The sequence below is a fragment of the Streptomyces sp. NPDC101166 genome (genome assembly GCF_044768125.1).
In the GTDB taxonomy this organism is placed as follows: domain Bacteria; phylum Actinomycetota; class Actinomycetes; order Streptomycetales; family Streptomycetaceae; genus Streptomyces.
In genome coordinates this window covers 38,867-51,022 of the sequence record NZ_JBIWPF010000023.1, presented here as the reverse complement: position 1 = coordinate 51,022, position 12,156 = coordinate 38,867, and the positions used below count along the sequence as shown (strand labels likewise).

Genomic DNA, 12,156 nt, shown 5'->3' with positions numbered 1-12,156 from the left:
CCCAACCATATGCGGCCGTCGCTAGGGTGTGGGGCTGTGATGGCCAGCGAGACCTGTGGGGAAGCCCGTGCGTGAATACCTGCTGACGCTCTGCATCACGGCCGCGGTGACGTATCTGCTGACAGGGCCGGTGCGCAAATTCGCGATCGTGGCCGGAGCGATGCCGGAGATCCGGGCACGTGACGTGCACCGGGAGCCCACTCCGCGGCTCGGCGGGATCGCGATGTTCTTCGGCCTGTGCGCCGGACTGCTGGTCGCCGACCATCTGACGAACCTCAACGAGGTCTTCGACAAGTCCAACGAGCCGCGGGCGCTGCTCTCGGGGGCGGCCCTGATCTGGCTGATCGGCGTCCTGGACGACAAGTTCGAGATCGACGCCCTGATCAAGCTGGGCGGTCAGATGATCGCCGCCGGTGTGATGGTCATGCAGGGTCTGACGATCCTGTGGCTGCCTATCCCGGGCGTCGGCAACGTGGCGCTCACCCAGTGGCAGGGCACGCTGCTGACGGTGGCGCTGGTCGTCATCACGATCAACGCGGTCAACTTCGTGGACGGCCTGGACGGTCTGGCCTCCGGCATGGTGTGCATCGCCGCCACCGCGTTCTTCCTGTACGCCTACCGCATCTGGTACTCGTACGGCATCGAGGCCGCCGCCCCGGCGACGCTCTTCTCGGCGATCCTGATGGGCATGTGCCTGGGCTTCCTGCCGCACAACATGCACCCGGCGCGGATCTTCATGGGCGACTCCGGCTCGATGCTGATCGGGCTGGTGCTGGCCGCCGGCGCGATCTCCATCACGGGGCAGGTCGACCCGGACGTGATGAACCTGTTCTCCGGTTCGGAGCGCGAGACGGTGCACCAGACGGTGCCGGTCTACATCCCGCTGCTGCTGCCGCTGACGATCATCGCGATCCCGGCCGCGGACCTGATCCTGGCGATCGTGCGCCGTACCTGGCGGGGCCAGTCGCCGTTCGCGGCGGACCGCGGGCATCTGCACCACCGGCTGCTGGAGATCGGTCACTCGCACAGCAGGGCTGTGCTGATCATGTACTTCTGGTCGGCGCTGATCGCCTTCGGCGCGCTGGCCTACTCGGTCAACTCGGCGTCCATGTGGATCGTCCTGGGCGTGGTGTTCCTCAGCGCGATCGGTCTGGGGCTGCTCCTGCTGCCGCGGTTCACCCCGCGCGCCCCGCGCTGGGCGGAGGCGTTCGTGCCGCCGCGCTACCGGCGCCGCAAGGTCCTGCCGGCCCCCGCGGCGACGCTCGCCGCGGGCTCGGGGGAGCCGGGGGCCTCCGGGGAGTCGGGCGAGGGGGAAGAGCAGGAGCCGCGAACTCCTGTGACGATCGGGGTCTCCGGGGTCAACGGGGCGACTGCCGTGGGCCCTCGTTCGCGTACGGCAAGGTAAGAATCTGACGAGAGCATTGCCAAGTCGTGGGGAAGCGGACGGGTGGCAAAGCGCCCAATACCAGACAAGTGGGCGCGGTTTCTGCACAGACGCGCACTGTCACTCTCATGTGTGACAGCAAGCACACCATCCAGGTAAAGACCTCATCAAATAGTTTGTGATACGGTTCACGAGAACCCGGGATAGAGCCGAAGGACCGCAGTGCGACGGTCCATTGGTGTGAGGTCTTCACCCTGTCGGACCGGGACTACGCTCGTCCATGACGACACCCTGCCCCCTGCGAAAGCGGAGTTGCCGCCATGCCGTCCAATGACGTCCGGATCCTGGCCCAGGCCGCCGTGCCCACAGTTGCCGCCGGCGCGATCGCAGCCGTCGTCAGCGGTGTGGTCGCGGGCGGAAAGGGAGCCATCGGCGCCGTCGTCGGCACGGTCATCGTGATCGCCTTCATGGGGATCGGTCTCTACGCCCTGCAGCGCACCGCCAAATCGCTTCCGCAGCTGTTCCAGATGATGGGCCTGATGCTCTACGCGGCTCAGATCCTGCTGCTGTTCGTCTTCATGGCCGCGTTCAAGAACACGACGCTGTTCAACCCCCGGGCCTTCGCCATCACGCTCGCCGTCGCCACGATCGCCTGGATCGCCGCGCAGACCCGTGCGCACATGAAGGCCAAGATCCTTTACGTCGAACCCGATTCGGTCTCCTCCTCGCGTTCCTCGAAGAGCGAGAAGCCCGAAAAATCGGGGCACTCGTCGTGAGGGGTAGGGCCGGGATAAAGACGTCTGAGATCTCCTGCTATCGTCCGGTGCCAACTGCGGCATCGCGGGCGCGGGCATCCCAGCTGACGCCTGCTCAAGCGCGAGGCGAGATGCCCCTCAGCCGCCCCCACATCCGAAACACCAGTCCCGTGCCGAAACGCGGCCGTGCGCCGCGCCGACACAACGAGGTTGCCGTACCTATGCGCCACGACGAAGGAGCCCGCGGTGAGTGCTGACCCGACGCAGGTGCTCGCTTTCGAGACCGACTGCCACCTGTTCGACGGTTGTGGCTTCCCGGCTCCGGGCCTGCACTCGTTCCTGTTCGAGCCGCTCTTCGGCGACGCGGACGGCAACTCGTACTTCAACAAGACGATGCTGCTGGCGCTGCTCGGCTCGATCATCATCGTCGGCTTCTTCTGGGCCGCCTTCGCCAAGCCGAAGGTCGTCCCCGGCAAGCTCCAGATGGTCGCCGAGGCGGGCTACGACTTCGTCCGCCGCGGCGTCGTCTACGAGACCATCGGCAAGAAGGAAGGCGAGAAGTACGTCCCGCTCATCGTCTCGCTCTTCTTCTTCGTCTGGATGATGAACCTCTGGTCGATCGTTCCGGTCGCCCAGTTCCCGGTCACCGCGATCATCTCCTACCCCGCGGTCCTCGCCGGTATCGTCTACATCCTGTGGGTCTCGCTGACCTTCAAGCGCCAGGGCTTCGTCGGCGCCTGGAAGAACTTCACCGGCTACGACAAGTCCCTCGGTGGGGTCCTCCCGCTGTCGATGACGATCGAGCTGTTCTCGAACCTCCTCGTGCGGCCGTTCACCCACGCCGTGCGGCTCTTCGCGAACATGTTCGCGGGTCACACCCTCCTGCTGCTCTTCACGATCGCCAGCTGGTACATGCTGAACGGCATCGGCATCGCCTACTCCGCCGTCTCGTTCGTGATGGTCATCGTGATGACGGCCTTCGAGCTCTTCATCCAGGCGGTGCAGGCGTACGTCTTCGTCCTGCTGACCTGCAGCTTCATCCAGGGCGCGCTCGCCGAGCACCACTGAGCACTCCCGACCCCCAACCAGACATCCGGTGGCCAACCCCCACCGGTCCTTGAAAGAGAAGGAAGAACCGGCATGTCCGCTCTCCAGACCCTTGCCGCCGGCGTCGAGATCAAGGGCAACCTCGGCTCGATCGGTTACGGCCTCGCTGCGATCGGCCCGGGCGTCGGCGTCGGCATCATCTTCGGTAACGGCACCCAGGCGCTCGCCCGTCAGCCCGAGGCTGCCGGTCTGATCCGCGCCAACCAGATCCTCGGCTTCGCCTTCTGTGAGGCGCTCGCCCTGATCGGTCTGGTCATGCCGTTCGTTTACCCGACCACCGTCTCCTGATCCGTCGGACTGCCCCTTTCGACGAAAGGCACTGATATGAGCCCCCTGGTCCAGCTGGCGGCCGAGGAAGCGGAAAACCCGCTCATCCCGCCGATTCCGGAGCTCGTGATCGGCCTGATCGCCTTCGTCATCGTCTTCGGCTTCCTCGCCAAGAAGCTCCTCCCGAACATCAACAAGGTTCTGGAAGAGCGTCGCGAGCAGATCGAGGGCGGTATCGAGAAGGCCGAGGCCGCTCAGACCGAGGCCCAGAGCGTGCTCGAGCAGTACAAGGCTCAGCTCGCCGAGGCCCGCCACGAGGCCGCGCGCCTGCGCCAGGAGGCTCAGGAGCAAGGCGCCACGCTCATCGCGGAGATGCGCGCGGAAGGCCAGCGGCAGCGTGAGGACATCGTCGCCGCCGGTCACGCCCAGATCGAGGCCGACCGCAAGGCCGCCGCGTCCGCGCTGCGTCAGGACGTCGGCAAGCTCGCCACCGAACTGGCCGGCAAGCTCGTCGGAGAGTCCCTCGAGGACCACGCCCGGCAGAGCCGCGTCATCGACCGCTTCCTCGACGAGCTCGAGGAGAAGGCCGAGGCGTCGCGATGAACGGAGCGAGCCGCGAGGCCCTGACAGCCGCACGCGAGCGTCTCGACGCGCTGACGGACTCCACGTCCGTGGACGCGACGCGGCTCGCCGCCGAGCTGGCGGCCGTCACCGCGCTGCTCGACCGCGAGGTGTCGCTGCGTCGGGTCCTCACCGACCCGGCGCAGGACGGCGAGGCCAAGGCCGGACTGGCTCAGCGCCTGCTCGGCAGCCAGGTCAGCGGCACCACCGCCGACCTGGTGGCCGGACTGGTGCGCTCCCGCTGGTCGCAGTCGCGCGACCTGGCGGACGCGCTGGAGGAGCTGGCGAACACCGCCGACCTCACAGCCGCGCAGAAGGCCGGCACGCTCGACGACGTCGAGGACGAGCTGTTCCGCTTCGGGCGGATCGTCACCTCGAACACCGAGCTGCGCGCCGCGCTGACGAACCGGAAGGCCACCGCCTCTGCCAAGGGCGAGCTGCTGCGCAGCCTGCTGGGTGGCCGTGCGGACGCGGCCACCGAGCGTCTGGTGACGCGCCTTGTGACCGCGCCGCGAGGCCGTAGCCTGGAAGCGGGACTCGAGTCCCTGTCCAAGCTCGCCGCAGAGCGCCGCGACCGCGTCGTGGCCGTCGTCACGTCGGCCGTGCCGCTGAGCGACACGCAGAAGCGACGCCTCGGCGCCGCCCTCGCGAAGCTCTACGGCCGCCAGATGCACCTCAACCTCGACGTGGACCCCGAGGTCCTCGGAGGGATCCGGGTGCAGGTCGGCGACGAGGTGATCAACGGCTCCCTCGCGGACCGCATCGAGGACGCCGCCCGCCGCATGGCGAGCTAGCAGCAAGAAGACCGCAGTACGTACGCAAGCGGCCCTGGTTGGGCCGTGCAGAGGATTCACCTCTTTCAGGGGGGAGTCCGGGATTCAGACATCCCCCCAAAGTGAAACTTCGGGCCCAACAAGGAGAGCAGGGAACCCAGATGGCGGAGCTCACGATCCGGCCGGAGGAGATCCGGGACGCGCTGGAGAACTTCGTCCAGTCGTACAAGCCGGACGCGGCCTCGCGCGAGGAGGTCGGTACGGTCACCCTTGCCGGCGACGGCATCGCGAAGGTCGAGGGCCTGCCCTCGGCCATGGCCAACGAACTGCTGAAGTTCGAGGACGGCACCCTCGGCCTCGCGCTCAACCTGGAAGAGCGCGAGATCGGCGCCATCGTCCTCGGTGAGTTCAGCGGCATCGAGGAGGGTCAGCCGGTCACCCGTACCGGCGAGGTCCTGTCCGTGGCCGTCGGCGAGGGCTACCTCGGCCGCGTCGTCGACCCGCTCGGCAACCCGATCGACGGCCTCGGCGAGATCGAGACGACCGGCCGCCGTGCCCTGGAGCTTCAGGCTCCCGGTGTCATGGCCCGTAAGTCGGTGCACGAGCCGATGGAGACCGGCTACAAGGCCGTCGACGCGATGACGCCGATCGGCCGTGGCCAGCGTCAGCTGGTCATCGGTGACCGCCAGACCGGCAAGACCGCCCTGGCCGTCGACACGATCATCAACCAGCGCGACAACTGGCGCTCGGGCGACCCGAAGAAGCAGGTCCGCTGCGTCTACGTCGCCATCGGCCAGAAGGGCTCGACCATCGCCTCCGTGCGTGGCGCCCTCGAAGAGGCCGGCGCGCTGGAGTACACGACCATCGTCGCCGCCCCGGCGTCCGACCCGGCCGGCTTCAAGTACCTGGCGCCGTACACCGGTTCGGCCATCGGTCAGCAGTGGATGTACGAGGGCAAGCACGTCCTCATCATCTTCGACGACCTGTCGAAGCAGGCCGACGCCTACCGCGCCGTGTCGCTGCTGCTGCGCCGCCCGCCGGGCCGCGAGGCCTACCCGGGTGACGTCTTCTACCTGCACTCCCGTCTGCTGGAGCGTTGCGCGAAGCTCTCCGACGAGCTGGGCGCCGGCTCGATGACCGGTCTGCCGATCGTCGAGACGAAGGCCAACGACGTCTCGGCGTTCATCCCGACCAACGTCATCTCCATCACCGACGGCCAGTGCTTCCTGGAGTCGGACCTGTTCAACGCCGGTCAGCGTCCCGCGCTGAACGTCGGTATCTCGGTCTCCCGCGTCGGCGGCTCGGCCCAGCACAAGGCGATGCGCCAGGTGTCCGGCCGTCTCCGCCTCGACCTGGCCCAGTACCGCGAGCTGGAGGCGTTCGCCGCCTTCGGTTCCGACCTGGACGCCGCGTCGAAGTCGCAGCTGGAGCGTGGTCAGCGACTGGTCGAGCTGCTCAAGCAGCCGCAGTACCAGCCGATGCCGACCGAGGACCAGGTCGTCTCCGTGTGGGCCGGCACCACCGGCAAGATGGATGACGTCCCGGTCTCCGACATCCGCCGCTTCGAGAAGGAGCTGCTGGAGTACCTGCACCGCAAGGAGCAGGGCCTCATGACCTCCATCAAGGAGGGCGCGAAGATGTCGGACGACACCCTCACCGCTGTGGCCGACGCGATCGCCGAGTTCAAGAAGCAGTTCGAGACCTCGGACGGCAGGCTTCTCGGCGAGGACGCCCCCGCCGCGGCCAAGTGACGTAGGAAGGGACCTGACTCATGGGAGCCCAGCTCCGGGTCTACAAGCGTCGCATCCGATCCGTCACCGCGACCAAGAAGATCACCAAGGCGATGGAGATGATCGCCGCCTCGCGCGTCGTCAAGGCGCAGCGCAAGGTGGCGGCCTCCACGCCGTACGCGACCGAGCTCACCCGCGCGGTCACGGCGGTCGGCACCGGCTCGAACACCAAGCACGCGCTGACCACGCAGGCCGAGACGGTCGTGCGGTCCGCGGTGCTGCTCCTGACGAGCGACCGCGGTCTCGCCGGCGCCTTCAACTCCAACGCCATCAAGGCCGCGGAGCAGCTGACGGCGCGCCTCGAGGCCGAGGGCAAGCAGGTCGACACGTACATCGTCGGCCGGCGTGGTCTCGCGCACTACAACTTCCGTGAGCGCAAGGTCGCCCAGTCGTGGTCGGGCTTCACGGACGAGCCGACGTACGCGGACGCCAAGAAGGTCGCGGCCCCGCTGATCGAGGCCATCGAGAAGGAGACGGCGGACGGCGGCGTGGACGAGATCCACATCGTCTTCACCGAGTTCGTCTCGATGATGACGCAGACGGCGCTCGGCGACCGTCTGCTGCCCCTCAGCCTCGACGAGGTCGCCAAGGAGGCCGCCCCCAAGGGCGAGATCCTCCCGCTGTACGACTTCGAGCCGTCGGCGGAGGACGTCCTCGACGCCCTTCTGCCGCGCTACGTCGAGAGCCGCGTCTACAACGCGCTCCTCCAGTCGGCAGCCTCGAAGCACGCCGCCACGCGGCGCGCGATGAAGTCGGCGACCGACAACGCGGGAGAGCTCATCGAGACGCTCTCACGCCTTGCCAACGCGGCCCGCCAGGCCGAAATCACCCAGGAAATCAGCGAGATCGTCGGTGGCTCCGCAGCCCTGGCCGACGCGACCGCGGGGAGTGACAGGTAATGACGACGACAGTTGAGACGGCCGTTGCCACGGGCCGCGTCGCCCGGGTCATCGGCCCGGTCGTCGACGTGGAGTTCCCCGTCGACGCCATGCCGGAGATCTACAACGCCCTTCACGTCGAGGTGGCCGACCCGGCCCAGGACGGCGCGAAGAAGACGCTGACCCTGGAGGTCGCCCAGCACCTGGGTGACGGACTGGTCCGCACCATCTCCATGCAGCCCACCGACGGTCTGGTCCGCCAGGCCCCGGTCACCGACACGGGCACGGGCATCACCGTCCCCGTCGGCGACTTCACCAAGGGCAAGGTGTTCAACACCCTCGGTGAGGTGCTGAACGTCGACGAGCAGTACGACGGCGAGCGCTGGTCCATCCACCGCAAGGCCCCGAACTTCGACGAGCTCGAGTCGAAGACCGAGATGTTCGAGACCGGCGTCAAGGTCATCGACCTTCTCACCCCGTACGTCAAGGGTGGAAAGATCGGTCTGTTCGGCGGCGCCGGCGTCGGCAAGACGGTGCTCATCCAGGAGATGATCTACCGCGTCGCCAACAACCACGACGGTGTCTCCGTGTTCGCCGGCGTCGGTGAGCGCACCCGTGAGGGCAACGACCTCATCGAGGAGATGGCCGACTCGGGCGTCATCGACAAGACCGCCCTGGTCTTCGGTCAGATGGACGAGCCCCCGGGCACCCGTCTGCGCGTGGCCCTCGCCGGTCTGACCATGGCGGAGTACTTCCGCGATGTGCAGAAGCAGGACGTGCTGTTCTTCATCGACAACATCTTCCGCTTCACCCAGGCCGGTTCCGAGGTGTCGACCCTGCTCGGCCGTATGCCCTCCGCGGTGGGCTACCAGCCGAACCTGGCCGACGAGATGGGCCTCCTCCAGGAGCGCATCACCTCGACCCGTGGTCACTCGATCACCTCCATGCAGGCGATCTACGTCCCCGCGGACGACCTGACCGACCCGGCCCCGGCCACCACGTTCGCCCACCTCGACGCGACGACGGTTCTCTCCCGTCCGATCTCCGAGAAGGGCATCTACCCGGCCGTGGACCCGCTGGACTCCACGTCCCGCATCCTGGACCCGCGCTACATCGCGGCGGACCACTACGCCACCGCGATGCGGGTGAAGAACGTCCTGCAGAAGTACAAGGACCTCCAGGACATCATCGCCATCCTCGGCATCGACGAGCTCGGCGAGGAGGACAAGCTCACCGTCCACCGCGCCCGTCGTGTGGAGCGCTTCCTGTCGCAGAACACCCACGTCGCCAAGCAGTTCACCGGCGTCGACGGGTCGGACGTCCCGCTGGACGAGTCGATCACCGCGTTCAACGCGATCATCGACGGCGAGTACGACCACTTCCCGGAGCAGGCGTTCTTCCTGTGCGGTGGTATCGAGGACCTGAAGAAGAACGCGAAGGAGCTGGGCGTCTCCTGAGCTGACAGCTCTTGAGTGGGCCTCGCGCTCACGCCCGTGAGCCGGAGGCTCACACCGGAGGGGGCGGGCTTCGTCCCGCCCCCTCTTTCACGCCCCTTAGACTTGTAACCAACACCCGGCAGACGCGCCGGGTGGTGACCCGAGGAGCCACCTTGGCTGCTGAGCTGCACGTCGCGCTGGTCGCGGCCGACCGAGAGGTCTGGTCCGGCGAGGCCACCCTGGTCGTCGCGCGCACCACGTCCGGCGACATCGGCGTCATGCCCGGTCACCAGCCGCTGCTCGGTGTGCTGGAGTCGGGCCCGGTGACCATCCGTACGAGTGACGGTGGGACGGTCGTCGCCGCGGTGCACGGCGGTTTCATCTCGTTCGCGGACGACAAGCTGTCGCTGCTGGCCGAGATCGCCGAACTGTCGGACGAGATCGACGTCCAGCGCGCGGAGCGCGAGCTCGAGCGTGCGAAGGCGGAGGGCGATGCCACCGCCGAGCGCCGCGCGGACGTACGACTGCGCGCAGCGGCGGCGAGCTGATCCAGCTCACCGTGTGATGACGTCACTCAGCCGCGGCCGGCACCGGAGCGATCCGGAGCCGGCCGCGGCTGAGGCAGATCTGGATGTTTTTTCCGTTCCGTTACCTGTCGAAGGTACCTAGGAGACGAGGAGGTCGGTGTCGATGGTCCTCGCTCTGACTGTGTGCGGAATCGTCGTGGCGCTGGTGGCGCTGGGGCTGTTCGTCTTCGGCCTGCGCCGCAGACTCATCCAGCGCTCCGGCGGCACCTTCGACTGTTCCCTGCGCTGGGACGTGCCGGAGAAACCGGACCCGAGCGGAAAAGGCTGGAGCTACGGCGTCGCCCGCTACAACGGCGACCGCATCGAGTGGTACCGCGTCTTCTCCTACGCCTACCGTCCGCGCCGCGTCCTGGAGCGTGCCTCGATCGAGGTGGCCGGCCGCCGCCTTCCCGAGGGCGAGGAGGAGCTGGCGCTGCTGTCCGACGCGGTGATCCTCGCCTGCGTCCACCGAGGCACGCGACTGGAACTCGCGATGAGCGAGGACGCGCTGACCGGTTTCCTCGCATGGCTGGAGGCGGCCCCGCCCGGACAGCGAGTGAATGTGGCGTAGCCGCATCCACTCGCTGGGTGGGGTCTCCCCCGGACGGTGGTCCGGGGGAGCGTCGACGTCGCTCGAGCGACTACAAGTTGTTGCTGATGGCGTTCACGAGTTCGCCGTTCGCGGTGTCGCCGCTGAACTCCCAGAAGAACGCGCCGCCCAGGCCCTGGTTCTTCGCCCAGTTCATCTTCGTGGCGATGGTGGCCGGGGTGTCGTAGGACCACCAGTTGCCGCCGCACCTCGCGTAGGCCGTTCCGGCGATCGTGCCGGTGGCCGGGCAGGACGTCTTGAGGACCTTGTAGTCCTCGATGCCCTGCTCGTAGGTGCCCGGGGCCGCTCCCGTGGCGGTGCCGCCCGGCGCGTCCTGGGTGACGCCGCTCCAGCCGCGGCCGTAGAAGCCGATGCCGATGAGCAGCTTGTTCGCCGGTACGCCCTTCGCCCTGTACTTGGCCATCGCGTCGGCCGTGGTGAACCCGGCCTGCGGGATGCCGCTGTAGGAGGTGAGCGGCGAGTGCGGGGCCGTCGGTCCCTGGGCGGCCCAGGCGCCGAAGAAGTCGTACGTCATCACGTTGTACCAGTTGACGTAGGCCGCGGCGCCCCCGTAGTCGGCGGCGTCGATCTTGCCGCCGGAGGAGCCGTCGGCCGTGGTGGCCGCGGTGACCAGGTAGTTCGCGCCGAACTCGGCGCGCAGTGCCGCCATCAGGTTCTTGAAGGCCGCGGCGCCCGAGGTGTCGCAGGACAGCCCGCAGGCGTTGGGGTACTCCCAGTCGATGTCGATGCCGTCGAAGACGTCGGCCCAGCGCGGGTCCTCGACCAGGTCGTGGCAGGACCGCGCGAACGCGGCGGGGTTGGCGGCGGCCTGGCCGAAGCCTCCGGACCAGGTCCAGCCGCCGAAGGACCACAGCACCTTGATGTGCGGGTACCTGGCCTTCAGCTGGCGCAGCTGGTTGAAGTTGCCGCGCAGCGGCTGGTCCCAGGTGTCGGCGACGCCGCTGACCGACTGGTCGGCGGTGAAGGCCTTGTCGTGGTCGGCGAAGGAGTCGCCGATCGCGCACCGGCCGTTCGTGACGTTGCCGAAGGCGTAGTTGATGTGGGTGATCTTGGCGGCCGAGCCGGATGTGACCAGGTTCTTGACGTTGTAGTTGCGGCCGTAGATGCCCCACTCGGTGAAGTAGCCGAGCTTGACCTTGTCGCCGGTGGGCGGGGGCTCGGTGGTGCCGCCGGTGGTGCGCACGGCGCGGGCGCCGCTGACCGGGCCGCTCTGGTCGGCGGTGTCACGGGCGCGGACGGTGTAGGAGTAGTCGGTGCCGGCCGTCAGCCCGTTGTCGGTGTAGGCGGTCGTCGTGACGGTGGCGACCTTGGCGCCGTCACGCAGCACGTCGTAGTTCTTGACGCCCTTGTCGTCGGTGGCGGCCGACCAGCTCAGTCGCACCGAGGTGTCGGTGACCGAGGAGGCCGTGGGGGTGCCCGGGGCGGAGGGGGGTGCGTCGCCGGGGACCGAGCCGCCGTCGCAACTGCCGCCGTTGAGCTTGCAGCCGGCGGGGGATCCGGAGCCGGTGCCGTTGAACCCGAAGGAGACGGAGGCGCCGGGGGCGAGGGTGCCGTTCCAGGACTTGTTCTTCGCGGTCCAGTGGGCGCCGGAGGAGGTGACGTCGGCGTCCCAGGCGGAGGTGACGGACGTGCCGGAGGGGAAGTCCCACTCGACGGTCCAGGAGGTGAGGGTGGTGGTGCCGGTGTTCTTCACCGTCCACTTGCCCTCGAAGCCGGTGCCCCAGTCCTGGGGCTTGGCGTAGGAAGCGGTGGCGGACGGGGCCGCCTCGGCGGGGCTCGCGAGAGCGACCAGTCCGGCGAAGGGGAGCAGCAGGGTGACCAGCCCTGCCGCGACTCGGTTCCTGAAGCGCATCGTGCGCCTCCTCGGGGGGAGTTGTGGGGGGCGTGACTGAGCCTCACGCCACGGTGCCGCGAGAATAGAAAGGTCTGGACCACAGGTCAATAGGTCTGGACCACTCTGCTCAGGCCG

General features: G+C 68.1%; 12 protein-coding genes. 11 read left to right on the top strand and 1 reads right to left on the bottom strand.

The features are described 5' to 3' along the window. Positions 1 to 67: 67 nt before the first annotated feature. From ACIRS4_RS30990 to ACIRS4_RS30940, 11 genes are all read left to right on the top strand, one after another. A complete protein-coding gene (locus ACIRS4_RS30990; RefSeq protein ID WP_404202316.1) occupies positions 68 to 1,405 on the top strand; it encodes an MraY family glycosyltransferase in 1,338 nt (445 codons plus the stop codon). Between the two features lie 299 nt (positions 1,406 to 1,704). Beyond that, positions 1,705 to 2,160: a hypothetical protein gene (locus ACIRS4_RS30985; protein ID WP_404202314.1), complete on the top strand. Its 456-nt coding sequence runs from the start codon at positions 1,705 to 1,707 to the stop codon at positions 2,158 to 2,160. Positions 2,161 to 2,385: 225 nt separating this feature from the next. Then, positions 2,386 to 3,207 carry a F0F1 ATP synthase subunit A gene (gene atpB / locus ACIRS4_RS30980; protein ID WP_404202312.1) on the top strand — a complete coding sequence of 274 codons (822 nt, stop codon included), beginning with the start codon at positions 2,386 to 2,388 and terminating at the stop codon, positions 3,205 to 3,207. Positions 3,208 to 3,279: 72 nt separating this feature from the next. Beyond that, positions 3,280 to 3,534: a F0F1 ATP synthase subunit C gene (locus ACIRS4_RS30975; protein WP_404202310.1), complete on the top strand. Its 255-nt coding sequence runs from the start codon at positions 3,280 to 3,282 to the stop codon at positions 3,532 to 3,534. A 36-nt stretch (positions 3,535 to 3,570) separates the two neighbouring features. Continuing rightward, the gene (locus ACIRS4_RS30970) at positions 3,571 to 4,116 is read left to right on the top strand and encodes a F0F1 ATP synthase subunit B (protein WP_404202308.1); all 546 of its coding nucleotides are present in this window, start codon (positions 3,571 to 3,573) and stop codon (positions 4,114 to 4,116) included. Continuing rightward, positions 4,113 to 4,928, top strand: coding sequence for a F0F1 ATP synthase subunit delta (locus tag ACIRS4_RS30965; RefSeq protein WP_404202306.1), 816 nt, complete (start codon positions 4,113 to 4,115; stop codon positions 4,926 to 4,928). The genes ACIRS4_RS30970 and ACIRS4_RS30965 overlap by 4 nt, the downstream gene beginning before the upstream one ends. A gap of 140 nt (positions 4,929 to 5,068) precedes the next feature. Continuing rightward, positions 5,069 to 6,658 (top strand): F0F1 ATP synthase subunit alpha, encoded by a 1,590-nt coding sequence (atpA, locus tag ACIRS4_RS30960; RefSeq protein ID WP_404202304.1) that lies wholly within the window; start codon positions 5,069 to 5,071, stop codon positions 6,656 to 6,658. A gap of 20 nt (positions 6,659 to 6,678) precedes the next feature. Then, positions 6,679 to 7,596 carry a F0F1 ATP synthase subunit gamma gene (locus tag ACIRS4_RS30955; protein WP_404202302.1) on the top strand — a complete coding sequence of 306 codons (918 nt, stop codon included), beginning with the start codon at positions 6,679 to 6,681 and terminating at the stop codon, positions 7,594 to 7,596. Continuing rightward, the gene (atpD, locus tag ACIRS4_RS30950; RefSeq protein WP_404202300.1) at positions 7,596 to 9,032 is read left to right on the top strand and encodes a F0F1 ATP synthase subunit beta; all 1,437 of its coding nucleotides are present in this window, start codon (positions 7,596 to 7,598) and stop codon (positions 9,030 to 9,032) included. Before ACIRS4_RS30955 ends, atpD begins: the two co-directional genes overlap by 1 nt. Before the next feature lie 152 nt (positions 9,033 to 9,184). After that, positions 9,185 to 9,559, top strand: coding sequence for a F0F1 ATP synthase subunit epsilon (locus tag ACIRS4_RS30945; protein ID WP_130443462.1), 375 nt, complete (start codon positions 9,185 to 9,187; stop codon positions 9,557 to 9,559). A 142-nt stretch (positions 9,560 to 9,701) separates the two neighbouring features. Then, on the top strand, positions 9,702 to 10,148 hold the full coding sequence (locus ACIRS4_RS30940) for a DUF2550 domain-containing protein (RefSeq protein WP_358799585.1): 447 nt from the start codon (positions 9,702 to 9,704) through the stop codon (positions 10,146 to 10,148). 70 nt (positions 10,149 to 10,218) lie between these two features. On the opposite strand, the gene ACIRS4_RS30935 is transcribed toward ACIRS4_RS30940, so the two are convergent. Then, the gene (locus tag ACIRS4_RS30935; protein ID WP_404202297.1) at positions 10,219 to 12,039 is read right to left on the bottom strand and encodes a glycosyl hydrolase family 18 protein; all 1,821 of its coding nucleotides are present in this window, start codon (positions 12,037 to 12,039) and stop codon (positions 10,219 to 10,221) included. Positions 12,040 to 12,156: the final 117 nt, after the last annotated feature.

Bases quoted from the DNA above. Each gene is read 5' to 3' on its own strand.
- atpD (WP_404202300.1), top strand. From the start codon at position 7,596: ATGACGACGACAGTTGAGACGGCCGTTGCCACGGGCCGCGTCGCCCGG.
- ACIRS4_RS30940 (WP_358799585.1), top strand. From the start codon at position 9,702: ATGGTCCTCGCTCTGACTGTGTGCGGAATCGTCGTGGCGCTGGTGGCG.
- ACIRS4_RS30975 (WP_404202310.1), top strand. From the start codon at position 3,280: ATGTCCGCTCTCCAGACCCTTGCCGCCGGCGTCGAGATCAAGGGCAAC.
- ACIRS4_RS30965 (WP_404202306.1), top strand. From the start codon at position 4,113: ATGAACGGAGCGAGCCGCGAGGCCCTGACAGCCGCACGCGAGCGTCTC.
- ACIRS4_RS30985 (WP_404202314.1), top strand. From the start codon at position 1,705: ATGCCGTCCAATGACGTCCGGATCCTGGCCCAGGCCGCCGTGCCCACA.
- ACIRS4_RS30955 (WP_404202302.1), top strand. From the start codon at position 6,679: ATGGGAGCCCAGCTCCGGGTCTACAAGCGTCGCATCCGATCCGTCACC.
- ACIRS4_RS30935 (WP_404202297.1), bottom strand. From the start codon at position 12,039: ATGCGCTTCAGGAACCGAGTCGCGGCAGGGCTGGTCACCCTGCTGCTC.
- ACIRS4_RS30970 (WP_404202308.1), top strand. From the start codon at position 3,571: ATGAGCCCCCTGGTCCAGCTGGCGGCCGAGGAAGCGGAAAACCCGCTC.
- atpA (WP_404202304.1), top strand. From the start codon at position 5,069: ATGGCGGAGCTCACGATCCGGCCGGAGGAGATCCGGGACGCGCTGGAG.